The sequence below is a fragment of the Nocardia caishijiensis NBRC 108228 genome, from assembly GCF_001612825.1.
Classification (GTDB): Bacteria; Actinomycetota; Actinomycetes; order Mycobacteriales; family Mycobacteriaceae; genus Nocardia; species Nocardia caishijiensis.
Window position 1 is genome coordinate 595,025 of record NZ_BDBE01000025.1, and the last position, 23,214, is coordinate 618,238.

Sequence of the window (23,214 nt, forward strand, 5' to 3'; positions counted from 1 at the left end):
AGAACGCTTCCACCGAACCGAGGAAGACGGCCAGCAGGCCATCGCCTTCGGCCGCCGAACCGAGTCCCGCGATGGCCGCGGTCAGAAGCTCACTCAACGAGCCCATGTATCTCTCCTTGCGTTGTGGCCACATCAGGCTTCGATGTGACGCCGGTAACGTAACCCTCCATCCGTGGTGTGGCAACCAGATGTTTCACTCTGTCCGAACTGTTCATATTTTTCTTCCGCTCGGAATCAACTTGCGGATTGCCGGTGAAAGTCGGGCGGACTAGGTGTGACCTGTGGTTACTGCCACTGTCTGGCACAGCTATTGGCCGTGTTGTGGTGAACATCGGCGTACGCGGAGGGTCTGTCAAGGGGGCTGTTCTCCACTATGAGCTGCGGCAGTGTCCGCGGCTCGCGCTGCGTCTGCGAGCGTGCTCGGCGCTCGTGTGAGTTGTGAGCGACACGTTCACTCCGCTCGAACGCGGGGAATCGAGGTGCGAAAAGGGCGTTGCCGGAAGGATGCGCAAGCCCCTTCTTTCGGGGGTTGTGCGTCGATGCGATTCCCGGGTCCGACGGTCCACGGCCGTTGGGTAGTTATGCCGCAGAGCTATTGAAGCGTAACTATTGCTCCCGCGCGAACGGGTCGGGGCGGGTTGATCGACGCGCTCCGACCCGTCCGCCTACTCGCCCGCACGCGGCGTGTCGCCGCTGGGCGTGGAACAGGGCACCCGTGGTCCACACCCGCTGCAGTGACCACTGCGAGGCTCCGTCGGCATCACGTGTTCGATACCGGCAACCACGTCGCGAACTCGCCACCGCACGCACAGCGACGCTGTGTCCCAACCGGATTCGTCGAGTCCGGTCAGCAGGTCGAACAGGCCCGCGCGTTCGTCGGCCACGCGCCGCCAGACCATGTCCGCCGTCGGGTTCGAACGTGAGACCCTCATGGGCGAACTGGCCGCGCTGCGGCGCCGCGAGGCCCTGCTGTGGGCGGTGACACAGAGTTCCGGCGCGGCCGACGAGGTGGTGGATCTGGTTGCGGCCGTGGTCGAACCGGTCACCTCCGGCGCTACCCACCGGTGGCTCGTCGACGCCCTGACCGCTTCGGTCGCGCGAGAACGGGAGAGTTGACCCCGACCGTCGCGCGGCGCATCACGGCGCCGGATCGCCGTCGCGGGCCGGTGGCGATGTGAGCCCATCGCGGGCTCGTCCACGACCGAGCCGGGGACGCTTCGCCGCGTTGAACCGTCGCGCGGTGCAAGCGCATCTTTGGAGTGACGAGGCAGGCGTACTGCCCACGCACACAACGAGATCGGAGTTGATCACATGGTTTTCGATCCGGCTTCCGACGTCGACCGTCTCCTCGCGCAGCAGGTGGGGTGGGGGCCGTTCGACGACAACCTGCTCTACACCTGCTGGGTGTTGCGGGCGGTCATGGACGACAATCTGGCGGCGCTGCACCCCAGGCCGACCCGGATGCGTATCGATCCGGGGGAGCGCAGTCTGGCCGAAGACCGGGCATCGTGGTCGTTGTGGAGCGCCGTGGGTGACGGCTCGTGGGAACACAACAACGTCGCGGCGTTCGGGTCGGCCGGGTTCGTGGTGGCGGCGCATCTGGGCAACGCGATGCTGAATCGGTCGCGTCGGGCACGTGCCCAGCGCGACGCGAGGCCGCGATGGGTGCCGAGATCAGCGGGCGTCGGGATGGTTTCGCAGTGGCGGGTGTGTTTCCAGAGTCCCGACATCTCGTTCAGCCTGTACTGGCGTGAGATGGACGCCGTCGACCTGATCACGCCGGATTGCATGGAGTTCCGGTTCCCCGACAGCGAGGGCGACAATTCCGCCGTCCGGGTGCACAGCCCCTGGGCCGTGCTGATGTTCGTACTCGCCGCGGCGAGCTGTTTTCCCGGCCATCCGCTCCTGCTGTCGGGGAACTGGCTGCCGCGCGGTTTCGAGGAACGCTGTCATATCGCGGGCAAGACCTGTCCGCAGGTGCGGGCCCGCTAGAGGGGAGGTCACCAGGTGACCTCCCCTCAGGAGTCGATCAGGGGACGACTTCGACGATGTCGCCCGGTTCGAGCCATTCGTAGTGCGCCTTGGCACCGTCGGGGGTCAGCCGGATGCAGCCGTGGGACTGCTCCTCGGTGGGCCCGATGTGGTAGGCGATGTCGCCGTTGAAGAAGATCGCGTACTCCATCGGGGCGTTGTGCAGGGTGCTCCAGTGGAACGGCTTCTTGAACGCCACCTTGAACGTGCCGGGCGGGGTTTCGTAGCCGGGGCGACCGTGCGACATCGGGGTGGGACCGTAGGTCACCGTGCCGTTGTCCATCAGCCAGGCGTTGTTGGTGGACAGCTGCAGGCACGCGCGGGCCTTCTCGCTGCACGGCGCCACCACCGGTTCCGGTTCGGGCGCGGGAACGATGGCGGGCACGCCGGGGATATCCGGCCCGCCCGGCCACAGCGGTTCGGCCTGCACGGGTGCGGCGAGGGTACCGGCCACCGCCGCACACATCGCCGCCACGGCGGCCCACCGGGGAATACGACTACTACTCACGAAATCTTGCCTCTCTCGCCGCGCCCACCCCTGGTCGTCGTACGCCCAGAACATGAGCTTTCACCATCGACACAAGCCTCGGAACATAGAGGTGTGAACGATCATGGAGTATTGCGATTGTGTTGAGCAAGCCCGGGATATCGCCCCCGGCGCGTCGGCGTCGAGCGACCACTTGACCACTTAGGTAAGCCTGACCTATGCTCAATGCGGCGTATGGATGAGTCGGTGGTCCCGAGGGCTGCGGTCGACCCCCTCGTTCCTGCCGCGGCGGGCTCCGTTCTCGTGACGGGGTCCGCCGCTTCGTTTTCCCGGGTGACGGCTCCCGATTCTGATGGTGTAAACCGGACGGTATGAGCGACAACCCGCTGACGATGGCCGACCTGACGCCCGAGCTGATGACCAAGCTGAGCGAGGGCACCTTCACCGACCTCATCGGTCTGCGCTACACCGAGGTGTCCGCCGACCGGGTGCGCGGCGAATGGGAGGTCCGCCCCCAGTTGCACCAACCCGCGGGCATCCAGAACGGCGGCGTGTACTGCACCGTCATCGAGACTCTCGCCAGCGTCGGCGCGGGCGTCTGGTTCGGGGAACGCGGTCAGGTCGTCGGAGTCAACAACAACACCGACTTCCTGCGTGCCGTGCGCGAGGGCGTGCTCACCGGCGAGGCCACCCCGATCCACCGTGGTCGCAGCCAACAGCTGTGGGTCGTGGTGATCACCGACGCCGAGGGGCGCATGGTCGCGCGCGGTCAGGTCCGCCTGCAGAACCTCGCGGCCTGACCCGCGCGGCTCCGGCGGTTTCGGCTCAGCCGGGGCTCCTGCCCGCGGCGACCCGGCCTGCCACGTGGCGCACATCGCGGTGGGCGATCAGCCATTCGCCGTCGTGCTGCTCGAACTCGTCTCGGACGAGGCCGATCACGGTCCAGTCCGCGGGCCTGCCCGCGTCCGGACGGGAGAACCAGTGCCAGACGGTGGCATACGCGGTCAGCAGGGGGCGATCGTCGGTCCATTCGATGGTGGCCTGTCCGACCACGTGCGCGACCGGTGCGCGCTGGGACTTGGGTACCCGGCTCATGTAGTCGGTGAACGAGTCGCGGCCGTGGAACAGCACGGGTGGGCCGGGCATGATCCGGTACTCGATCAGGGCGTCGGGGGTGAAGCACTCGGAGAAGCGTTCGCTGTCCTGGGTGTCGGCGATCCGGAAGAACTTGTAGAAGGTCTTGAAGATCGCTCGCTCGGCTTCGATCATGGCGAGCAGCGGGTCGCGGGTGGCGGTCACATCGGGTCCTTCGTGCGGGTCAGGGGATGGCGTAGGCGCGCAGGAACGTGTCGACAGCGGTGGCGGCGACGGTGCGCATCTCGGTGGTGGAAACCTTGCTGGTGCCGAGCCGGGTCCTGCCCTCCATGGGGCCGGTGACCAGCACCAGGAACTGTTCGGCCGTGGTCGCCGGGTCGCAGGTGCGCAGGCGGCCCGCCAGCGACAGGCGCGCGAATCGGTCGGCTAGCGCGTCGGCCAGCCGATCCGACGTCCGGCTCATGACGATGTCGATCAGGTCGGGGAACCGGGCGACCTGGGCGTAGGTCAGCCAGCGCAGGGCGCGTGACGGCTCCGAACAACAGTGTCGGATCAGTCGATAGGCCACGTCCTCCAGCGCTGCTCGCAGATCCGTACCCGGGTCGCGCAACCGCGCCACGACGGTGAGGTTCTCGGCCAGAACACGCTCGCTCGCGACTGTCATGGCGTGCCGGAAGACGGTTTCCTTGTCGGCGAAGTGGTTGTACACGGTCGGCTTGGCGACCCCGGCCTCGTGCGCGATCTCCTGCAAGCTCGCCGAGGCGTAACCGCTGCGTGCGAACACGGTGAACGCCGCGGCCACAATGGCTTCCCGCTTGTCGATCCGCCCCCGTGGAGCGTCCTGGCGGGCTGGTGTCGTCGCTGAGCTCACCACTGGAGCCTAACCCGATTCCGTCCAAAATTGAACTGGTGGGTTCAATTGAACAGCCTCGCACGTAAAGAAACTGACCATTCCGGCCCGGGCTGCCGGAACAGTCGCCGTCGGGCGCATCGCACGCCGTGACGTCGCCCGAAGGGGACTTCGTTAACTTCTCGTTAATCGAGCCGAGCCCTGCCCAGGTCACGGGATCGACGAGCGCCCGGACGGGGTCGGCGCGTGCCAGAATGTCGCTCACCGACCACGACCGAGGAGAACTCCGATGCGACTGTCGCCGCACGAGCAGGAACGGCTGCTGCTGAGTTACGCGGCCGAGCTGGCGCGGCGCAGGCAGGCCAGGGGGCTCAAACTCAACCACCCCGAAGCGGTCGCGCTCATCACCGACCACGTGCTCGAGGGCGCTCGCGACGGACGGACCGTCGCGGAACTGATGTCCTCGGGGCGGCAGGTGCTCACCCGCGACGACGTGATGGTCGGCGTGCCCGAGATGATCCACGACGTTCAGGTCGAGGCGACCTTCCCGGACGGGACCAAACTCGTCACCGTGCACCACCCGATCGGATGAGACCGATGATTCCCGGTGAATACCTGTGTGCCGAAGGCACGATCGAACTGAACCCCGGCGCGGTCCGCGTGGAACTGGATGTCGTCAACACCGGCGACCGCCCGGTCCAGATCGGCAGCCATGTCCACTTCCCGCAGGCCAACGCCGCGCTCGACTTCGACCGAACCGCCGCGCACGGTCACCGCCTCGACATTCCGGCGGGCACGGCGGTCCGCTTCGAACCGGGTCTGCCGCAACGGGTCTCGCTGGTTCCGATCGGCGGTACCCGCGAGGTCTACGGCATCAACGCCGACGCGCCGGGTCGGCTCGATGGCTGACCGCGCACCGCACCTCGATTCGCCGCAGATCCCGGGAGAGAGCCGATGACCGAACTCAGCCGCGCCCGCTATGCCGAACTGTTCGGCCCGACCACCGGCGACCGGATCCGCCTCGCCGACACCGACCTTTTGATCGAGATCACCGAAGACCGTTGCGGCGGACCGGGACTCGCGGGCGAGGAAGCGGTGTTCGGCGGCGGCAAGGTGCTGCGTGAATCGATGGGGCAGTCGCGCGCCACCCGCGCCGATGGCGCGCCCGACACCGTGATCACCGGCGTGGTGATCGTCGACCACTGGGGCATCATCAAAGCCGATGTCGGCATCCGCGACGGTCGGATCTGCGGGATCGGCAAGGCGGGCAACCCCGACACCATGTCGGGCGTGCACCCCGACCTCGTCGTCGGCCCGGCGACGGAGATCATCGCGGGCAACGGCCGCATTCTCACCGCGGGCGCCATCGACTGCCACGTGCACTTCATCTGCCCACAGCTGATGGAGGAGGCCCTCGGCGGCGGCATCACCACCCTCATCGGCGGCGGCACCGGCCCCGCCGAGGGTTCCAAGGCCACCACCGTGACCCCCGGTTCGTGGCACCTGGCCCGGATGCTGGAATCGCTCGACCACTGGCCGATGAACATCGTGCTGCTCGGCAAGGGCAACACGGTGAGCCAGGAATCCATGTGGGAGCAGTTGCGCGGCGGCGCGTCGGGTTTCAAGCTGCACGAGGACTGGGGTTCCACCCCGGCCGCCATCGACGCCTGCCTCACCGTCGCCGACGCGGCCGGTGTGCAGGTGGCTCTGCACTCCGACACCCTCAACGAGGCGGGCTTCGTCGAGGACACCCTCGCCGCCATCGCGGGCCGTGGCATTCACGCCTACCACACCGAGGGCGCGGGCGGCGGTCACGCACCCGACATCATCACGGTCGCCTCGCACCTCAACGTGCTGCCGAGTTCGACAAACCCCACCCGCCCGCACACCGTCAACACCCTCGACGAGCACCTCGACATGCTGATGGTGTGCCACCACCTGAGCCCGTCGATCCCCGAGGACCTGGCCTTCGCCGAATCCCGCATCCGCCCCTCGACCATCGCCGCCGAGGACCTGCTGCACGACCTGGGCGCCATCTCCATGATCGGCTCGGACTCGCAGGCCATGGGCCGCATCGGCGAGGTGGTGCTGCGCACCTGGCAGACCGCGCACGTGATGAAACGCCGTCGCGGCGCGTTGCCGGGCGACGGTGCCGCCGACAACGCCCGGGTGCGGCGCTACATCGCGAAATACACCATCTGCCCGGCTGTTTCGCACGGCCTCGACGACGAGATCGGGTCGGTCGAGGTCGGCAAGCTGGCCGACCTCGTGCTGTGGGACCCCGCCTTCTTCGGTGTGCGCCCGCACGCCGTGCTCAAGGGCGGCATGATCGCCTGGGCCGCGATGGGTGACGCCAACGCCTCGATCCCCACTCCGCAACCCGTGCTGCCGCGCCCGATGTTCGGTGCCGCCGCCCCCGCCGCGGCCGCCACCTCGCTGCACTTCGTGTCCGAACAGGCCGTCGACGACCGGCTCGCCGACCGCCTCGACGTGCGCCGAAAACTGGTGCCGGTCAAGAACGTTCGCCGCGTCACCAAGGCCGACATGCCACACAACGACGCCATGCCACGCATCGAGGTCGACCCCGACACGTTCACCGTGCGCGTCGACGGCGAGGTGTGGACCGAGGCGCCCGCCACCGAACTGCCCATGGCCCAGCGGTACTTCCTGTTCTGAGGGCCCGCCGCCGCGTGTCGGTGGCCTGGGGTAGTCTCGGCGCGATCCGAGCGGGGCGGGTATCGCATCGCCTCGCGTCACGTGCCGGAACGAACCGGCGGGAGGGGGCCGTTGTCGTGGACGATCTGACGAATGCCGCCGACGATCTGGCGCGCAGGGCGCAGGATCTCGAGCGCAAGTCGCAGCGGTATCAGGAACTGCATACCAAGATGGCCCAGGTGAGCGTCACCGACACCTCGGCCGACGGACGCGTAGCGGTCACCGTCGATGCCAACGGCTGCACCACCGCCGTCACCCTGGCGCCCGGTGTGCGCGGGATGGACCCGTCAGCCGTCGCCGCCGAACTGATGGCGTGCACGCGCCGCGCCCAGGCCCGACTGCGTGAGCGTGTTTCCGGACTGGTGCACGACGTGGTCGGCACCGATGAGGCCGGGGCCGCCATCGTGGGCCAGTACACCGAACGGTTTCCCGATCCGCTCGATTCGGCGCCGACGCCCGTCGCTCCCACGCCGCCTCCGCCGCCGGTCCCCGCGTGGCCACCCGTGGAACCCGAGGCGCCCGCCGCCCGCAAACCCGATCGCGACCGCGTCGTCGCGCCGGTGGAACCCGATGAGGAAGACCTCTTCTACCAGCGCAAGTCCTGGTTGCAGTAGCGCTGTTCGCCCTGCGGCGGACATTCGGGGGAACCGAACGAGGTCGGGCCGCGTCCAATCAGTTCGAGACAGGTACGCGGACTCGCCCGGGTTCGCCGTGAGGAGGGAGTCAGCGTGACCGATGTGGTGAATGTCGACCCGAATGCGATCAGAACGCACGCCACCGCGGTGGACGGGGTCGCGAGCGGGGTGGCCTCCGCCCTGGAGGCGGCGAGCTACCTGGCCCACGCCGACGACGGCTACGGCCTGCTGGTGAAGCCGTACGCGGTGATCACCCTCAACACCCTGCACGACGAGATCGTCGACGGACTCACCGAACTCGACGGCCTCGTCGCCGCCATGCCGGGCAAGCTGCGCACCGCCGCCGACACGTTCGACACGTGTGACACCACTCGGGCCGGACAGCTGAAGGCCACCACCGCCGAGATCGAGGGGACCGTCTGATGGCCGACCAACCGACCGCTGTCGGCACGTTCCTCAACGAGCACTCGGTGCTGCCCGGCACCGTCGACACCTTCGACGACGCACCCGCGCCCGACAACGACCTGCTGGCCGACGGAACCAACTACCGCGACACCTACTATCAGGAAACCAATTTCCTGTTCAGCAATGTGGGCGTGCCCCGGATCGAGGACAAGGACGGGGGGACGGAAGCCAACGCGGGCATCCTCAAGGGCACCCTGCAGGGCGACACCTTCGAGAACGGTTACGGCCTCTACAACGCCTTCGCCAACGGCGGCTCGACCACCGAGAAGATCGACGCCATCACCAAGGCCGGGTCGACGGCGGCCGACTGGTCCTCCGCGGTGCAGACATTCGGCAAAGCCATCAAAGGCACCTCCGCGCTGGCGAAGTTCGACCCGTTCAACTTCATCGGCTCGCAGTTGATGAGCTGGATGCTCGAGCACGTGGAACCGATGCGCAAATCGCTCGATTCCATCACCGGCAACCCCGATATGGTCCAGGCCTATTCGGATTCGTGGAAGAAGATCGCCGACCATCTCACCACCACCGCCGGGGAGTTGGCCGCCGCGGTCGATACCGGCATCGGCCAGTGGACGGGGTGTGCGGCCGAGGCCTACCGCGCCAGGGCGACCGAACTCGCGAGCACGATCGCCGAGAAGGCCGCCGTGGCGCAGATCCTGGCCGATTGCAACAAGTCGATGAAGTCGATCGTGGAAACGGTGCGCGGCATCGTCGTCGAGATCCTCAGCAGCCTGGCGGGCATGCTGCTCGAGATGACCGCGATCCTCATCGCCTCGGCCGGAACGGCGTCACCCGCGCTCATCGCCCGCGCGCTGGCCGACATCTCGTTGGCCACCATGAGCGTGGGAAGAATGCTGATCAAACTCGCCGAGGCGCTGGTCTCGACGAAGACGCTGGCGCAGAGCGCGGTGCAACTGGTGCGCGGGGTCGCCGGGGTGGAATCCGCGAAATAGATTCCGGTGCGCGGGGAGGTGTTGGTGGCAGACTGCGGGTATGACCAGCACTGAGTGGGCCGATGTCGACAGCTATCTCGTCAGTACCCTCGTCGGGGAGGAAGGGGTGCCCGCGCTCGAGGCGAACGCGAGCGCCGGTCTGCCCGCGATCGATGTGTCGCCGCCGCAGGGGAAGCTGCTGAACCTGCTCGCCCGCACCGCCCGCGCGCGCCGGGTGCTCGAGATCGGCACCCTCGGGGGCTACAGCACCGAATGGCTCGCGCGGGCGGTCGGGGAGGGCGGCACGGTGGTGACCCTGGAATTCGAGCCGCGCCACGCCAAGGTCGCGCGCGAGAACCTCGACCGCGCCGGGGTCGGCGACCGCGTCGACATCCGGGTCGGCGCCGCCCTCGACACCCTGCCCGAGGTCGCCGAGGACGGCGGCGAACCGTTCGATCTGGTCTTCATCGACGCCGACAAGGTGAACAACTCGAACTATGTGCAGTGGGCGCTGCGGCTGACACGTCCCGGCTCGGTGATCATCGTCGACAACGTCGTGCGTGGTGGAGCCGTCGCCGATGAGCACTCCGACGATCCGAACGTGCGGGCCAGCCGCGACCTGATCGACCTGCTCGCCGCCGAACCGAGCCTCGACGCCACGGTGGTCCAGACCGTCGGGTCCAAAGGGTGGGACGGTTTCGCGTACGCGGTGGTCAACGGTCCGCAAGCCTAGCGACACCGCTGCAGGCGGCACCCCGACGAGCCGCCCGGGTCAGTGCACCGGCGACAGCGTGCGGGGCGACAGCGGCTGTGCGCCGGTCGCGATGTCGATCGCTTCGGCCAGGCCCAGGCGCAGTTCGTGGTCCGGTGCGGGCGCCGGTCCGTCGTGGTGGGTGATGCCGTCGGCGGTCCGTACGTAGTGCAGCACGGTGTCGCCGATGTGCGCGGTGACAGTGCCCTCGACCACGACCTCGGCGAGGGCCCGGCCCAGTGGCAGCGCCAGCCAGTGCGCGCGCACCGCGTCGGTGGGGTTGCGCGGCCCGAGCAGCGGCGCACCCCACCCGGCCAGCGCGTCGAGCACCGGCCGCAGCCCGCGGCCGAGGTCGGTGAGCTCGTAGCTCGAGCGCATCCCGTTGCGATGGTGGGTGAGCACACCGTCGCGCTCGAGCCCCTTGAGCCGGGTCGCGAGCATATCGGTGCTTATCCCGGGCAGATCGGCGAACAGGTCGCTGTAACGGCGTGGACCGGAACACAATTCGCGGACGACGAGCAGGCTCCACCGGTCCCCGACGAGGTCGAGCGCGCGGCTCACGGCGCAGTAATGGTCGTAGCTTCGGCGTGACACGGCTATCACTCTAACCTGACACTTGGAAAAACCAAGTGAGATCTTGGAAAAACCAAGTAGTGTGTGCGGCAACCACATCGCGGAGGGAAGTCCATGCAGTTCAAGCAGTCGAGCAAGCTGTCGGGAGTGTCGTACGAGATTCGTGGTCCGGTGGCCGAGGAAGCCGCCCGGCTCGAGGCCGAGGGACATCACGTGGTGAAGCTCAACACCGGCAATCCGCTGATCTTCGGGTTCGACGCGCCACCGGACCTTCTGCAGGACATGGTGCGAACCCTGCCCGCCTCCACCGGCTACTCCTCGTCGAAGGGCTTGCTCTCGGCCCGCCGTGCGGTGGTGCAGTACTACCAGACGCTCGGGGTCCCCGAGGTCGACGTGGAGCAGGTGTTCCTCGGCAACGGTGTCTCCGAGCTGATCATGATGGCGATGACCGCGCTGCTGGAGAACGGCGACGAGGTTCTCGTGCCCGCCCCCGACTTCCCGCTGTGGACCGCCGCGACCGCGCTCAACGGCGGCACCCCGGTGCATTATCTGTGCGACGAGGGCGCCGACTGGTACCCCGACCTGGCCGACATCACCGCCAAGATCACCGACCGCACCCGCGCCATCGTTCTCATCAACCCCAACAACCCGACCGGTGCGGTGTACCCGCCCGAGGTGTTGCGCGAGATCCTCGAGATCGCTCGCAGGCACAACCTCGTCGTATTCGCCGACGAGATCTACGACAAGATCTACTACGACGACCTCGAGCACACAGCGGTCGCCTCGCTTGCCCCCGATCTGCTCTGCCTGACCTTCTCGGGCCTGTCGAAGAACTACCGCGCCGCGGGCCTGCGCTCCGGGTGGCTGGTCGTATCGGGACCCGTGCAGCACGCGGCGAGCTACCTCGAAGGGCTGACCATGTTGGCCGGTCTACGCCTGTGCGCGAATGTGCCCGCACAGCAGGCGATCCAGGCCGCGCTCGGCGGCTATCAGAGCATCTCCGACCTGGTCCTGCCCGGTGGCCGACTGCGTGAACAGCGGGACCGGGCGTGGGAAGCGCTCAACTCGATCCCCGGCGTCTCGTGTGTGAAACCGAAGGGCGCGCTCTACGCCTTCCCGCGCATCGACCTGGAGATGTATCCGATCCACGACGACGAGAAGTTCGTGCTCGATCTGCTGCTGCAGGAGAAGCTGCACATCGTGCAGGGCACCGGCTTCAACTGGCCGCGCCCCGATCACTTCCGCATCGTCACCCTTCCGCACGCGGACGAACTCGAGGCCATCATCGAGCGGATCGGCCGCTTCCTGGCGACCTACCGGCAGTAGATCAGGTCGGGCAGCCCTGGCTGGAGTCGCCGGACGCCGAGGGCGGCAGCTGGATGAGGCAGAGGATGAGCCCGGCCGTCTCGTCGGCGAGCTGGCCGGATCCGGTATGGACCGTCAGCCGGTTCGGCCCGGTGAGCTCGGCCGAGGCGACCGGCGCGGCGAACAACGGCACCGCCGCGGCACACAGAGTCAGCGCCGCGGCGGCGAACTTCTTCAGCATGATCGGCCCCTGTCTCCCGGACGACGTCGCGGCCCCGATCTTACGCCCGGAGTGAGACCGGAGACTTCGGCACGGTGACGAGGGCGCAGCGCAGCGACACGGTGCTCGGCGCACGACGCGGTTCTCGGCCGCACGGCCATGGGTTCTGCGCAGGGCCACCGTGCTCATTGCAGCGACATGGGGCTCGGCCGCAACGACACGGGGCTCAGCGAGTGCGGCGGGCAGGGCTAGTGCAGTCGGACCGGGAGGTCGAGCAGGCCGCGGATGAGCGTGCTCGTCTGCCAGTTCATGGTGGCGGCGGGCTCAGCCAAGCGCAGGTCGGGGAAACGCCGGAGCAATGCGGTGAAGGCGATCTCGGCTTCGAGGCGGGCGAGCGGTGCGCCGACGCAGAAGTGGATACCGTGACCGAAGGCGAGGTGGCCCGCGGTCGGTCTGTCGAGGGTGAGTGTGTCGGGGTCCTCGAAGCGGGCCGGGTCGCGGTTTGCGGCGGCCAGGGCGACGTTCACGATCTCGCCCGCCGGAATCTCGATGCCGCCGAGGGTGACCGGCTCCGCGGTGAATCGCAGCGTCGCCATGTCGACCGGCCCGTCGTAGCGCAGGAACTCCTCGATGGCCTCGGGTACTCCCGCCGGGTCGGCACACAGCGCACCCCACTCGGCGGGTTCGCGCAGCAGGGCGTGCACCCCGTTGCCGATCAGGTTCACGGTGGTCTCGTGCCCGGCGACGAGCAGCAGGAAGGCCATCGACACCAGCTCGCGGTCGCTGAGCCGGTCACCGTCCTCGTCGGCGAGGACCAGTTGCGACAGCAAGTCGTCGCTGGGCGCGGTCTGCTTGGCGCGCACCAGATTCGCCAGATAGGTCGCCATGGCGGCCGCGGCGGCGGGCCTGCCTTCCTCCTCACCGACCACGCCGACCAGCGACCGCGTCCAGGCCTGGAAGTCGTTGCGGTCGTCGAAGGGCACACCGAGCAGTTCGCAGATCACTGTCACCGGAAGGGGATTGGCGAACGCCTGCATGAGGTCGACCTCGTCGTGGCCGTCCATCGCTGCCAGCAGGTTCTCGGTGATCTCCTCGATGCGGGGACGCAGGGCCGCCACCTGCCGGGTGGTGAACGCCTTGTTCACCAGTTTGCGCAATCGGGTGTGCTCGGGCGGGTCGGTGCTCAGCATGTGTTGCAGCAGCACCATGGTGTTGGCGTCGGTGGGGGTGCCGTCGCGTTTGGCGCGCAGGATCTCGTCGGCACGCACCGTGTCCTTGCGCAGCCGGGGGTCGGCCAGTGCGGCTCTCGCCTCGGCATGCCCGATGACGATCCAGCGGACCACATTGTCGGGGAACAACACCCGGTGCACGGGGCCGGTGGCGCGCCAGCGGCGGTAGTGGGCGTGCGGGTCGTCGAAGAAGTCGGCGCCGATGGTCTCGACAGGGGCGGTGGCGGTGGTGGTGTCGGCCATTTCGTCACGGTACCGGTCCGGCCGCGACGACGCGCCGGAAGCGACCATCCGAATTGCCGAATTCACTTGTGGCAGGCGATGTTCGGATGGGTGCGCACCGCGCGTGGCGGCGGGTGCGCACCGGTCCGTGTCAGCGAGCCGAGCCGTGGAGGGCGATCTTGCCGTTGCGTCCCGGCGTTTCCGAGGCCACGGCCGCGTCACCGGCCTTGTCCAGGGGATACTCACCGTCGAGTTCCAGCCGCAGCGTGCCCTCGGCGGCCAGCCCGACCAGTTCGGTGATGAGCCGCACGTAGTCCGCGCGGTCGATCTCGGCGCCGCGCTGCTGGCCCCAGAACCCCTTAACCACAGCCTGTTTGAAGATCACCGCGCCGGTGTCGACGACCAGCGGCTGGCCCGACAGCGCGCCGAAGGAGATGAGCTCACCGCGCGGGGCGAGCAGCGACATCAGCGTGTTCGCGGCCGGACCGCTGACCTGGTCGACGGCCCGCACGATCGGTTCGTCGCCGGTCACCTCGGCCACCCGGTCGGTCCAGCCCTCGGTCTCGGTGTCGAGCACCGGGCCGTACCCGAGGTCGGTCAGGGCCCGCACCGAACTCGGTCCCCGCACCAGACTCAGCACCCGCACGCCGCGCTGCTTGGCGAACAGGTTGACCAGCCGACCCACCGCGCCGTTGGCGGCATTGACCACGATCCACCGACCGGGCTCGACGCCAAGATCGTCGAGCAGCATCAGCGCGCTCAACGGCATGGCCAGCAGTTGGCAGGCGGTCTCGTCGGGCACCGACGGCGGCATTGGCACCACCTGGTCGGCGCGCGCGAGGAAGAACTCCGCCCACGCGGCCCTGGCCCCGGCCACCGCGACCCGCTGTCCGACCTGCACGCGATCGACGCCCGGACCCACCGCGTCGACCACGCCGACGGCCTCGGTTCCCGGAATCGCGGGCAGTGGCGGTTTGTACCCGTACACCCCGCGCACGATGGCGAGGTCGTGGTTGTGGATGGGGGAGAGCGTCATCGTCAGCCGCACCTCACCCGGCCCCGGTTCGGGCGCGGGCACGGTCTGCGCCCCGAGTACGTCCTTCGGCTCCCCGAACTGTTCGATCACCACTGCCTGCATGTCCGCCTCCGAAGCTGGTCGCGAGTCGTGCACGATGCGCCCATTCTTCCACCGCCCCGTACTTCCCCCGAGTCCGCACGTTCCGGTCGCGCGATGCGCGCTCGGCGCAGCGGCCGACGACAGCCCATCTCGGACCGCCTCAGCTCAGGATGCGAGGCTGCGCCGATCGGCCCGTATGCGACATTTTCGCCATTGTGTCCGCGCACAATCCGCCCGTGTCAATACGCCGCGAGGGTGACCGATGCCCCCTGCCGTAGCTCCACCGAATCGGTCTTCCGGGGGACGACCGGCGAGGCACTGCGGCCTACTCTCGGTCCATGACAGCCGGAACCCCTTCACCCGCGGCATCTTCCGGCCGCCGCATCGGCGAGGTCGACATCCTGCGCGGATTCGCCCTGTTCGGCATTCTGCTCACCAATGTGATCATCGCGACCACCCTGTGGTCGGCGGTCGGCACCCGCGAGGATCCGCGTTCGCTGTTCGACGGCACCGCCGATCAGCTGGTCCGCGCGGGCGTCGACGCGCTGTTCACCGGGCGTTTCTACCTGCTGTTCGCGTTCCTGTTCGGATACTCGTTCACCCTGCAGATCGCGGCGGCCCAGCGGGCCGGGGCGCCACCGGTGCGGCGGCTGCTGCGGCGGTGTGCGGCGCTGATGGGAATCGGCCTGCTGCACGTGTCCTTCCTGTGGGTCGGCGACATCCTCACCCTGTACGCGGCGCTGTGCCTGCTGCTGGTCGCCCTGCGCAATCTCTCGGCCCGGACCGCTGTCATCACCGCGATCGTGCTGTATGCGCTGTGGTCGGCCTTCGCGTTCCTGCCCGGAAGCGACACGGGCACGCTCGGCCTCGGGCTGTTCCTCGATCTGCCGAAGATGTCGGCGGACTACACCGGCAGCTTCGCCGACACCTTCGCCGCCCAGACCTCCGTCGCCCCGGTGTTCGCGATCCTCATCTGGATCGGCCAGGGCGTGCCGAGCCTGGCGATGTTCCTGCTCGGCATGGTCGCGGGTCAACGCAATCTGTTCGAGGACGCCGCGACCATCGCGCGCTGGTCGCCCCGGGTGCTGTGGATCGGGTTCGGGCTCGGGCTCCCGATCTCGGCCATGACCTTCGCCCAGCTGATGGACTGGTGGCATCCGCCGGTCCTGGTCCACGGACTCCAATACCTCATCGCGCCCGCCATGACCTTCGCCTATGTCGCGCTGGTCCTGCGGCTGGCGCGCTCGCCGCGCACCGGCCGGTATCTCGCCGTGCTCGCGCCCGCCGGGCGGATGGCGGCCACCAACTACATCGGCCAGTCGGTGGTGCTGATGGTGGTCTACACCGGATACGGTTTCGCCCTCGCCGACACCGTCGCGCCGCCGGTGGTCGTGCTCGTCGCGCTGGTCACCCTCGCCGCCCAGCTCGCGCTCAGTGCCTGGTGGTTGCGTCACCATCCCTACGGTCCGGTGGAATGGGTGTTGCGCGCCGCCACCTATCTGACGATTCCTACCTGGCGGAACCCGAAAGTGGTTGCGGTGCAGGCTGTTCGATGAGCTAGCCGGACCGGTCGGCGCGTGCGGCGAAACCGTCACAGAGCGCGTCGAGGCCCAGGTAGAGCAGATCCTGTGAGGTCAGCTCGCTCACGCCCGCACCCTCCAGGTCCGCTAAGGCGGGCGGCACCGGGAACTGTGGCGTGCCTTCCAGGAGATCACGCAGACCGTTGGGGTCGTCGGTCGCGGTGCGCTTGTCGGCGAGCAGGGCGCCACCGACCACCGGCAGGCTCGCACCGGAGATGTAGTTCCACACCGTGAAGGCCATGGTCGTGGCCTCGCGCGCCGTCACCTCGAGCTCGCGCAGGCCCGCCACCAGCCACGCCAGGCTCGCCAAGCCCTGGGGGCCGAAGCTGTAGCGGGGGACCGCGAAGGTCAGCAGCACCCACGGATGCTGCTGATACAGCTGCCAATCGACCTCGGCGGCGATGCGCACCCGGTCGCGCCAGGACCAGTCCTGCCCGGTGGGATCGGGGTAGGGATGGCGCGCGGCGATCTCGTCGGTCATGGCCGCGATCAGTTCGTCCTTGCTGTCCACGTGCCGGTACAGCGACATGGTTCCCACCGCGAGCCGATCGGCGATGCGCCGCATCGATACCGCGTCGAGGCCGTCGGCATCGGCGAGGGCGATCGCGGCGTCGACGATCGCCGCCCTGGTGAGCTTGGCCTCAGTCATCCCATGACTCACTTTCGTCATCCGGTCTTAATGCGTACACTGTACCGGTGCCCCGCGTACGCCGTACGCATACCCTGGGAAGGATCTCGGAATGACGAAGCTGGAACCGGCGGTGCCCACCGCGGTCGCCGGTGGACGCCGCGCATGGCTCGGACTGGGCGTGCTGCTGCTGCCGGTGCTGCTGGTGTCGATGGACATCTCGGTGCTGTTCCTCGCCATGCCGACCCTCACGAGCGACCTCGACCCCACCGCCTCCCAGCAGCTGTGGATCCTCGATATCTACGGGTTCATGCTCGCGGGCCTGCTCATCACCATGGGCAATCTCGGTGACCGGATCGGCAGACGCAACATCCTGCTCGCCGGTGCGGCCGTGTTCGGGGTGGCCTCGGTGCTCGCCGCCTTCGCGCCGAGCGCCCCGATCCTGATCGCCGCGCGCGTGCTGATGGGTATCGGCGGTGCGACCCTGTTGCCGTCGAGCCTGGCATTGATCTCCACGCTCTTCCCCGACGCGCGCAGGCGCGCGACCGCCATCGGCATCTGGACCGCGTTCTTCGCGGGTGGTTCGGCCGTCGGCCCGATCATCGGCGGACTGCTGCTGCACCACTTCTGGTGGGGTTCGGTGTTCCTCATCAACATCCCCGTGCTCGCGGTGCTGCTGCTGTTCGGGCCGTTCCTACTGCCCGAACACCGCTCCGCGACCCTCGGCCCGATCGACCTGCCGAGTGTCGCGCTGTCGATCGGCGGCATCCTGCCGGTGATCTACGGCATCAAGCACATCGCCGCCGACGGCTTCGATCCTGTCTCGCTGGTGATCGCCGGTGTCGGCACGGTGATGCTCGTGCTGTTCGTGCGCAGGCAGCGTCATCTCAGCGAACCGCTGCTCGACCTGTCGCTGTTCACCCGGCCGCTGTTCCGGGTCGCGATCGGCGCCAGCATGGCAGGCATGATGTCGCTGGCCGCCATGAGTTATCTGACCAGCGTGTACCTGCAGTCGGTCACCGGACGCGACCCGTTGCAGGCCGCGCTGCTAGGTATCCCGATGGCGATCGCGGTGTTCGTCTGCTCGATGAGCGGTGCGAATCTGGGCTTGCGGATCGGGGTGCGGGCCGCGTTCACCCTGGCGCTGGGCGCGTCGGCGGTCGGCAACCTGATGCTGCTCGGTGTCGGCGTCGACGGCGGGTTGGCCTGGTACGTGGCCGGTTCGGTGATCGCCGGTATCGGGTACGGCATCTCCTTCACCCTGGTGTCGGACGTCGCGGTCTCGGCGGTGCCCGCCGAGCGTGCCGGGTCGGCGGTCGGCATCTCCGAGACCAGCTTCGAACTCGGCAACGCGCTCGGGCTCGCGTTGCTCGGCTCGTTGGCGGCACTGGTGTTCCGTTCCGGCGGCGATTTCGACGAGACGCTGGGCGAGACCCTCGTGCATTCCGGTGGCGACGCGGGCCTGGCCCATGCCGCGCGTGAATCGTTCGTCAGCGGCATGCATGTCGCGACCACATGCGGTGCGTTGCTGCTGCTTGCGATGGCCGCACTCGCCTGGCGATCGGCGCGGTCGGCACGTTGAGGTGACGTGGGCGCGGCCACCAGCACGTCGTGCCCACCGCGGACCACACGTGCGGCGGCCGCGTGCGCGATGATGCGCGCGCTGTGAGGAGGACCACCCGGCGTGCGCCCGGGATCGGCTCGCCGAGCGTCGCGGTGATGGCGTTGCATAGGATCGTCGGATGCGAAACGAGGGTGCGGCGGGCCTGGCGACATTGCTCGCCCTGGCCGATTCACGCCTGCCCATCGGCGGGCACGTGCATTCCGGCGGTGTCGAGGAGGCGGTGTCCTCGGGTCTGCTGCGCGACAACGCGAGCGTCGAGCTGTACCTGCGCCGCCGCATCACCACGACCGGCCTGGTGACAGCCTCACTCGCCGCCGCCGTCTGCGCGGGCACGCTCACTCCCGAACGCGCCGACCTCGAAACCGATGCTCGCACACCATCTCCCGCCGCCCGCGCCGCCTCCCGCGCCCAGGGCCGCGGCCTTCTTCGTCTGGCCAAACAACTCTGGCCGAGTCCGGCCCACATGCGCGCCCCCGACAGCACGACAATCGGAACTGTCAACTCGCGGCCGAAGCACGTCGGCGGCGCGGACAGCGGCGAGGGAACCGAGAACCCGGCCTCCGCCGAGACCGACTACCCGAACTGGTCCTCGGTCGGAACGCGCCCGCACCTGTCGACGGTGTTCGGGCTGGTCGGCACAGCCTGCGGTGCGAGCCCGCGTGACCTGGCGGGCGTCGTCGTCTACACCACGCTCACCGGTGCCGCGACCGCCGCGCAACGCCTCCTCGCCCTCGACCCCGCCGCCATCGCCGCGAGCACGCTGCGCCTGGCACCCCTGTGCGACCGGGTCGCCGCCGAGGCCGCCACGGGGTTGGCGGCGCTGTCGGACCCGTTGCAGGACGCGCTCGCCGAACGCCACCTCCACCGCGACATGCCCCTGTTCGCATCCTGAATCCCGAGAAGAAGGAGACTCCATGCCGCCGCACCTGATCGATGGTGAACCGCACGATCACAGCCACGACCGGCCCAAGCGCGATCGGGTGCCCGGTGAGGCGCTGCGGGTCGGCATCGGCGGCCCGGTCGGTTCCGGCAAGACCGCGCTGGTCGCGGCGCTGTGCAGGCAGCTGCGCGACGAACTCTCCCTCGCGGTGCTGACCAACGATATCTACACCACCGAGGACGCCGACTTCCTGCGTCGCCACGCCGTGCTGCCCGACGAGCGGATCACCGCCGTGCAGACCGGCGGCTGCCCGCACACCGCCATCCGCGACGACATCACCGCCAACCTCGACGCCATCGACGACCTGGTCGCGGCCAACCCCCCGCTGGACCTGATCCTCGTCGAATCCGGCGGCGACAACCTCACCGCCACCTTCTCCTCCGGCCTGATCGACGTGCAGATCTTCGTCGTCGACGTGGCGGGCGGCGACAAGGTGCCGCGCAAGGGCGGCCCCGGCGTCACCTTCTCCGACCTGCTCGTGGTCAACAAGACCGATCTCGCCCCGCTGGTCGGCGCCGACCTCGGGGTGATGGAACGCGACGCCGCCAAGGTGCGCGAGGGCAGGCCGACCGCGCTGATCTCGCTCACCGAGGACCCGACCGCGGGCCCCGTGCTGGCCTGGGTGCGCGAGCAGTTGCGCGTCGCCACCGAACAGGACGCGGCCGCGGGCGTTGCGCACTGAACTGAGCATCGTCGCCGCCCCTGGCCTGCTCCCGCGCATCGACGCGGTCGGCGGCTTGGCCGGACGTCACACCGGGGCCGACACCGTGCATCTGATCGGCACCGCCGCCACCCCGCTCGGCGGGGACGAACTCGACATCCGCATCGTGGTACGTCCGGGGGCGCGGCTGGTGGTGCGCTCGGTGGCGGCGACGATCGCGTTGCCGAGTGCGGTGACACCGCGGTCGTCGGCGCGGTGGTACTTCGAGGTCGGTACCGGCGGCGAGCTGGATTTCGATCCTGAGCCGACCATCGTCGCGGGCGGCGCCGACCACCACATGGTGACGACCGTGGTGCTGGCCGTCGACGCGCGGCTACGGTTGCGTGAACGGGTGCAGCTCGGTCGCAGCGGTGAGGACGGCGGCGGCTGGCGCGGCGATCTCGTGGCCGACGTGGCGGAGGTGCCGCTGCTGCGGCATCGTCTCGAGCTCGGGGCGGGAGCCGCGGCCGACGATCGCCTCGACGCGCCCCGTGCGATCGACAGCGAACTGGTCTACCCCGACGACCGCCCCGCCTGGGTCGGTGGTCTGGACGCGGTCCGCCTGCCGCTGGCCGCGGGTGGCTCGCTGGCGACGCGCACGAGCGCCCGCCTGCTCACTCCGGTAGCTGTGGGATAACCGAAAGTGGTGGGAGCCGGACGTATCCGACTCCCACCACGTCTGCGGGTCAGGCTTGGACGAGCTCGGGTTCCTCGGCGTCGACCGCGTCGGGGGTGACCCCGCGCGGCGGTGCGAGGAAACCGCTCGCGGCCCCGACCGCCGCGCCGACTCCGGCACCGACGACCGTCGCGGGCACCGACACCGCCATGTACCCGGCCATCCCGCCGAGGATCGGACCCGCCACCAGACCGACCGGCAGGAACACCACCCCGGCGACGAGCCCGGCCACGGCGCCCATGGTGCTGGCCATCATCGCGACCGGAATCGCCACGGTGGAACCGACCGCCGCGCCACGCGCCGCCGACCCGAGGGTCGATTCGGCGATGCGGTCGGACCGGCTGCGTTCGAGGCCGACCGAGTCCAGGAACGTCGCGAGGTTGGCCTCGGTGTTGGCCGCCGCGTCGTTGATCTGGATGGAGGTGTCGACCGGAACGAAGTCCGGCACCGGAACCTGCTGGTCACCGAAGCGGAACTGCCCCGGCGGCGGCAGGATCGGCGGTACCGGGGCCACCGCTTGGGGCGCGTGCAGCGGACCGACCGGAGACAGGTAGTCGGTCTCCGGCCCCGATCGCGACCACGCCAGGGAGCTGCGGGTGTTCGCGGGCATCGGCGGCACCACGTAGGGGGTGGCATTGGGTGCCGCCGCGTCGAACTCCGGCGCCACCGGGTGCTCGGGCTGGGTCACCGCCGCCTGGGCGGGATCGGCATTCGCGGTGCCCGTGCCGATCAGGGCCATGACCAGGGGTACCGCTCCCGCCGCGACGACCGAACCGACCTTCTGCCGCTGCGGGCTCGGCGCCCTGTGTTTCCCCGTCGCCATAGATCACCTTTCATCCGGGGGATTTGGTCACACATATGACCTCCGACATTCGGACCGGTGCCGTGGGCGGATGGGTCCGAAACGTCGGCAACCCGCAATATCGGTGTGCCGGAAGGTAACCGGAAACGACGAAGCCGGGCGGTCCGAGAGGACCACCCGGCTTCGCGAGCAGACGTGCTACCCGGACTTGCGCTCGTCGATCTGTTTGCGCCCCGACGGCGGGGCGCCGAGGTGGGCGGCGAGTTCGTCGGCCTCGGAGACGTCGGAGTTGACCTCCTCGATCGCCAGCCGGGCGAACACCCACTGCTCGGTCGCCGCCATCTGACCGCGATTGCGGCCGAGGAACGAGACGAACCAGCCGATCACGGTGACGATCCGGCTGCGGTAACCCACCAGGTAGTACAGGTGCAGCGCCAACCACGCCAGCCAGGCGAGGAACCCACTGAACTCGAGCTTGCCGATCTGGCAGACCGCGTCGAACCGCGAGATCGTCGCCATCGAGCCCTTGTTGAAGTACTTGAACGGCTTGCGCTCGGCCGGGGTCTGACCCTTCAGCCCGGCCTTGATGGCTTTGGCCGCGTAGGTGGAACCCTGGATCGCGCCCTGCGCCTGCCCGGGTACACCCGGCACCGACATCAGGTCGCCGACCACGAACACATTCGGATGACCCTTGACCGTGAGGTCCGGTTCGACGATCACGCGCCCGGCCCGGTCCACCTCGGTACCGTCGGAGCGTTCGGCGATCATCTTGCCCAGCGGGCTGGCCTGCACACCCGCCGACCACACCTTGCACATCGCCTCGATGCGGCGGGTGCTGCCGTCCTTGTCCTTGACGACCACGCCGTGCGCGTCGACATCGGTCACCATGGCGTTGAGCTGGATCTCCACGCCCATCTTCGCGAGCCGCTTGGCGGCCTTGGCGCCGAGTTTGGGGCCCATCGGGCCGAGGACCGCACCGGCGCCCTCGAGCAGGATGACGCGCGCGTCGCGCGGGTCGATGGTGCGGAAGGTGCCGTCGAGGGTGCGGTCGGCGAGTTCGGCGATCTGCCCGGCCAGCTCCACACCGGTCGGACCGGCGCCGACGACGATGAAGGTGAGCAGCCGATCGCGCTCCTCCTGTGTCTCGGCCAGCTCGGCCTGTTCGAAGGCGCCGAGGATGCGCGCGCGCAGCTCGAGGGCGTCGTCGATGGTCTTCATACCGGGCGCGTAGGTGGCGAAGTGGTCGTTACCGAAGTACGACTGCTGCGCGCCGGTGGCGACGATCAGGCTGTCGTAGGGCGTCACCGTGTCGCGGTTGAGCAGGCGCGAGGTGACCTGCTGGTTCTTCAGGTCGACGTCGACCACGTCGCCCATCAGCACCTGCGCGTTCTTCTGCTTGCGCAGCACGAGGCGGGTGGCGGGGGCGATCTCGCCGGTCGACAGGATGCCGGTGGCCACCTGGTACAGCAGCGGCTGGAACAGGTGGGTCGACGTCTTGGAGATCAGCGTGACGTCGACATCGGCCCTGCGCAGGTGCCTGGTGCCGAACAACCCGCCGAAGCCGGAACCGATCACCACCACGCGGTGTCGCTGGTTCCCGACAGACTGAGTGCTCATCGTCCTGACTCCTCGGCTGA

26 protein-coding genes are annotated in these 23,214 nt (G+C 68.8%); 16 read left to right on the top strand and 10 right to left on the bottom strand.

Annotation, left to right across the window (positions count from 1 at the left end):
* Positions 1 to 897: 897 nt before the first annotated feature.
* Together NC7_RS09615 and NC7_RS09620 are read left to right on the top strand one after the other, a co-directional pair.
* A complete protein-coding gene (locus NC7_RS09615; RefSeq protein ID WP_067981150.1) occupies positions 898 to 1,116 on the top strand; it encodes a hypothetical protein in 219 nt (72 codons plus the stop codon).
* Positions 1,117 to 1,311: 195 nt separating this feature from the next.
* The gene (locus NC7_RS09620; protein WP_067981151.1) at positions 1,312 to 1,992 is read left to right on the top strand and encodes a hypothetical protein; all 681 of its coding nucleotides are present in this window, start codon (positions 1,312 to 1,314) and stop codon (positions 1,990 to 1,992) included.
* Positions 1,993 to 2,029: 37 nt separating this feature from the next.
* On the opposite strand, the gene NC7_RS09625 is transcribed toward NC7_RS09620, so the two are convergent.
* Positions 2,030 to 2,539, bottom strand: a complete 510-nt coding sequence (locus NC7_RS09625) for a L,D-transpeptidase (protein ID WP_236573333.1) — start codon at positions 2,537 to 2,539, stop codon at positions 2,030 to 2,032.
* 371 nt (positions 2,540 to 2,910) lie between these two features.
* Between NC7_RS09625 and NC7_RS09630 the strand changes: the two genes are divergently transcribed.
* Complete coding sequence (locus NC7_RS09630) at positions 2,911 to 3,318, top strand: PaaI family thioesterase (protein ID WP_067981324.1); 408 nt, start codon at positions 2,911 to 2,913, stop codon at positions 3,316 to 3,318.
* 25 nt (positions 3,319 to 3,343) lie between these two features.
* Here the strand turns inward: NC7_RS09630 and NC7_RS09635 are convergent, their stop codons facing one another.
* The gene (locus NC7_RS09635; protein ID WP_067981152.1) at positions 3,344 to 3,817 is read right to left on the bottom strand and encodes a nuclear transport factor 2 family protein; all 474 of its coding nucleotides are present in this window, start codon (positions 3,815 to 3,817) and stop codon (positions 3,344 to 3,346) included.
* A 19-nt stretch (positions 3,818 to 3,836) separates the two neighbouring features.
* Positions 3,837 to 4,484 (bottom strand): TetR/AcrR family transcriptional regulator, encoded by a 648-nt coding sequence (locus tag NC7_RS09640; RefSeq protein WP_067981325.1) that lies wholly within the window; start codon positions 4,482 to 4,484, stop codon positions 3,837 to 3,839.
* A gap of 268 nt (positions 4,485 to 4,752) precedes the next feature.
* Between NC7_RS09640 and NC7_RS09645 the strand changes: the two genes are divergently transcribed.
* The 7 genes from NC7_RS09645 to NC7_RS09675 all read left to right on the top strand — a co-directional run bounded on the left by NC7_RS09645 (position 4,753) and on the right by NC7_RS09675 (position 9,943).
* A complete protein-coding gene (locus tag NC7_RS09645; protein WP_067491980.1) occupies positions 4,753 to 5,055 on the top strand; it encodes an urease subunit gamma in 303 nt (100 codons plus the stop codon).
* Positions 5,056 to 5,060: 5 nt separating this feature from the next.
* Positions 5,061 to 5,372, top strand: a complete 312-nt coding sequence (locus NC7_RS09650; RefSeq protein WP_067981153.1) for an urease subunit beta — start codon at positions 5,061 to 5,063, stop codon at positions 5,370 to 5,372.
* Between the two features lie 45 nt (positions 5,373 to 5,417).
* Positions 5,418 to 7,139 (top strand): urease subunit alpha, encoded by a 1,722-nt coding sequence (locus tag NC7_RS09655; protein ID WP_067981154.1) that lies wholly within the window; start codon positions 5,418 to 5,420, stop codon positions 7,137 to 7,139.
* Between the two features lie 116 nt (positions 7,140 to 7,255).
* Complete coding sequence (locus tag NC7_RS09660) at positions 7,256 to 7,792, top strand: YbaB/EbfC family nucleoid-associated protein (RefSeq protein ID WP_067981155.1); 537 nt, start codon at positions 7,256 to 7,258, stop codon at positions 7,790 to 7,792.
* A 114-nt stretch (positions 7,793 to 7,906) separates the two neighbouring features.
* Complete coding sequence (locus NC7_RS09665; RefSeq protein WP_067981156.1) at positions 7,907 to 8,236, top strand: type VII secretion target; 330 nt, start codon at positions 7,907 to 7,909, stop codon at positions 8,234 to 8,236.
* On the top strand, positions 8,236 to 9,231 hold the full coding sequence (locus tag NC7_RS09670; RefSeq protein WP_067981157.1) for a WXG100 family type VII secretion target: 996 nt from the start codon (positions 8,236 to 8,238) through the stop codon (positions 9,229 to 9,231). The genes NC7_RS09665 and NC7_RS09670 overlap by 1 nt, the downstream gene beginning before the upstream one ends.
* Positions 9,232 to 9,271: 40 nt before the next feature.
* Entirely contained in the window at positions 9,272 to 9,943 is a 672-nt protein-coding gene (locus NC7_RS09675; RefSeq protein WP_067981158.1) for an O-methyltransferase, read from the top strand.
* Positions 9,944 to 9,982: 39 nt separating this feature from the next.
* Here the strand turns inward: NC7_RS09675 and NC7_RS09680 are convergent, their stop codons facing one another.
* Positions 9,983 to 10,555 (bottom strand): winged helix-turn-helix transcriptional regulator, encoded by a 573-nt coding sequence (locus NC7_RS09680; RefSeq protein WP_067981159.1) that lies wholly within the window; start codon positions 10,553 to 10,555, stop codon positions 9,983 to 9,985.
* 93 nt (positions 10,556 to 10,648) lie between these two features.
* On the opposite strand from NC7_RS09680, the gene NC7_RS09685 reads away from it, so the two are divergent.
* Positions 10,649 to 11,860: a pyridoxal phosphate-dependent aminotransferase gene (locus tag NC7_RS09685; RefSeq protein ID WP_067981160.1), complete on the top strand. Its 1,212-nt coding sequence runs from the start codon at positions 10,649 to 10,651 to the stop codon at positions 11,858 to 11,860.
* Between the two features lies 1 nt (position 11,861).
* On the opposite strand, the gene NC7_RS09690 is transcribed toward NC7_RS09685, so the two are convergent.
* The 3 genes from NC7_RS09690 to NC7_RS09700 all read right to left on the bottom strand — a co-directional run bounded on the left by NC7_RS09690 (position 11,862) and on the right by NC7_RS09700 (position 14,648).
* Positions 11,862 to 12,080 carry a hypothetical protein gene (locus tag NC7_RS09690; protein WP_067981161.1) on the bottom strand — a complete coding sequence of 73 codons (219 nt, stop codon included), beginning with the start codon at positions 12,078 to 12,080 and terminating at the stop codon, positions 11,862 to 11,864.
* A gap of 227 nt (positions 12,081 to 12,307) precedes the next feature.
* Positions 12,308 to 13,531, bottom strand: coding sequence for a cytochrome P450 family protein (locus NC7_RS09695; RefSeq protein ID WP_067981326.1), 1,224 nt, complete (start codon positions 13,529 to 13,531; stop codon positions 12,308 to 12,310).
* Positions 13,532 to 13,661: 130 nt separating this feature from the next.
* Positions 13,662 to 14,648 carry an alcohol dehydrogenase catalytic domain-containing protein gene (locus tag NC7_RS09700; RefSeq protein ID WP_067981162.1) on the bottom strand — a complete coding sequence of 329 codons (987 nt, stop codon included), beginning with the start codon at positions 14,646 to 14,648 and terminating at the stop codon, positions 13,662 to 13,664.
* A 317-nt stretch (positions 14,649 to 14,965) separates the two neighbouring features.
* On the opposite strand from NC7_RS09700, the gene NC7_RS09705 reads away from it, so the two are divergent.
* Positions 14,966 to 16,183: a DUF418 domain-containing protein gene (locus tag NC7_RS09705; RefSeq protein ID WP_067981163.1), complete on the top strand. Its 1,218-nt coding sequence runs from the start codon at positions 14,966 to 14,968 to the stop codon at positions 16,181 to 16,183.
* Between the two features lies 1 nt (position 16,184).
* On the opposite strand, the gene NC7_RS09710 is transcribed toward NC7_RS09705, so the two are convergent.
* On the bottom strand, positions 16,185 to 16,856 hold the full coding sequence (locus tag NC7_RS09710) for a TetR/AcrR family transcriptional regulator (protein WP_067981164.1): 672 nt from the start codon (positions 16,854 to 16,856) through the stop codon (positions 16,185 to 16,187).
* Positions 16,857 to 16,947: 91 nt separating this feature from the next.
* Between NC7_RS09710 and NC7_RS09715 the strand changes: the two genes are divergently transcribed.
* The 4 genes from NC7_RS09715 (at position 16,948) to NC7_RS09730 (ending at position 20,736) form a co-directional block, all read left to right on the top strand.
* Positions 16,948 to 18,417, top strand: a complete 1,470-nt coding sequence (locus tag NC7_RS09715) for an MFS transporter (RefSeq protein ID WP_067981165.1) — start codon at positions 16,948 to 16,950, stop codon at positions 18,415 to 18,417.
* Between the two features lie 160 nt (positions 18,418 to 18,577).
* On the top strand, positions 18,578 to 19,351 hold the full coding sequence (locus NC7_RS09720; RefSeq protein ID WP_067981166.1) for an urease accessory protein UreF: 774 nt from the start codon (positions 18,578 to 18,580) through the stop codon (positions 19,349 to 19,351).
* A 22-nt stretch (positions 19,352 to 19,373) separates the two neighbouring features.
* Positions 19,374 to 20,081: an urease accessory protein UreG gene (gene ureG / locus NC7_RS09725; RefSeq protein ID WP_067981167.1), complete on the top strand. Its 708-nt coding sequence runs from the start codon at positions 19,374 to 19,376 to the stop codon at positions 20,079 to 20,081.
* Positions 20,071 to 20,736: an urease accessory protein UreD gene (locus tag NC7_RS09730; RefSeq protein WP_067981168.1), complete on the top strand. Its 666-nt coding sequence runs from the start codon at positions 20,071 to 20,073 to the stop codon at positions 20,734 to 20,736. Before ureG ends, NC7_RS09730 begins: the two co-directional genes overlap by 11 nt.
* Before the next feature lie 49 nt (positions 20,737 to 20,785).
* Here the strand turns inward: NC7_RS09730 and NC7_RS09735 are convergent, their stop codons facing one another.
* Positions 20,786 to 21,598: a hypothetical protein gene (locus NC7_RS09735; RefSeq protein WP_067981169.1), complete on the bottom strand. Its 813-nt coding sequence runs from the start codon at positions 21,596 to 21,598 to the stop codon at positions 20,786 to 20,788.
* Between the two features lie 177 nt (positions 21,599 to 21,775).
* Positions 21,776 to 23,194, bottom strand: a complete 1,419-nt coding sequence (locus NC7_RS09740; protein ID WP_067981170.1) for an NAD(P)/FAD-dependent oxidoreductase — start codon at positions 23,192 to 23,194, stop codon at positions 21,776 to 21,778.
* Between the last annotated feature and the right edge of the window lie 20 nt (positions 23,195 to 23,214).